The organism is Arsenicibacter rosenii (assembly GCF_001870735.1).
Lineage (GTDB): Bacteria > Bacteroidota > Bacteroidia > Cytophagales > Spirosomataceae > Arsenicibacter > Arsenicibacter rosenii.
In genome coordinates, this window is sequence record NZ_MORL01000210.1 from 1 (window position 1) to 770 (window position 770).

Consider the following 770-nt stretch of genomic DNA (forward strand, 5'->3'; position numbering starts at 1 on the left):
GTAAGGTCAAATCAAGACTGTGGTTCCGGGCAAATCGGCGCTGATATTTTACGATATTCTCCAGCGTAAAGTTTTGGGTTTCGCCCAGTCTTCGGGAGCCGGAACCGAGCCTGTTGAGCGGTTCATACGTGGGACTATAGTTATAGGTCTTCGAATCGGTACGGGTATAACCTGCATTCAGTTTATAACTCAACCCATTTACAATGGAAACGTCGGCATAGGCATTGGTGAAGAGAATATTGGTGATGGATTTATTTGAATTCAGGATAGTACCCAACAGTGGATTGGCAACAAGACCCCAGTTTTGGGGCAATGGTGTCGGCGAAACGCCGTCTTCCAGATATAAACTCGCATAGGGACTTAAGTACGAGGTATTCTGCAGATTGGCTCGTACGCCTGAGTTATCACGGGAAGAATAACCAGAATTGATGCCTAATTTTAGCCAGTCTGTCGCCTGCACACTCAAGTTTAATCTACTGGACAACCGATTAAAATTATCTCCCCGAACCGGCGCTTTAGCGTCCGTATACGCCCCTGAGAAAAAATAACTTACGCGATCAGTTTTTCCGGACACACTAAGCTCATAATTGGACATAGGCGCTTTTTGCTTAATTGCCTGGAAAGGATCAATGGTTTTGCCGGCGGCAATGTTGGCTTGTTCTATGACCGAAAACGGAACGCTCCCCCCTTCGGCGGCTTCGGCATCGACGCGGGCAGCTAAGTATTGCCCGGCATTGCGGTAATCCGGAAGGTAGGCATAATCAGAAGCA

Annotated in this window: 1 pseudogene; it reads right to left on the reverse strand. The window is 47.7% G+C overall.

The features are described from left to right. Window positions 1-770: pseudogene (locus BLX24_RS30870) on the reverse strand (SusC/RagA family TonB-linked outer membrane protein); the annotation flags it as partial.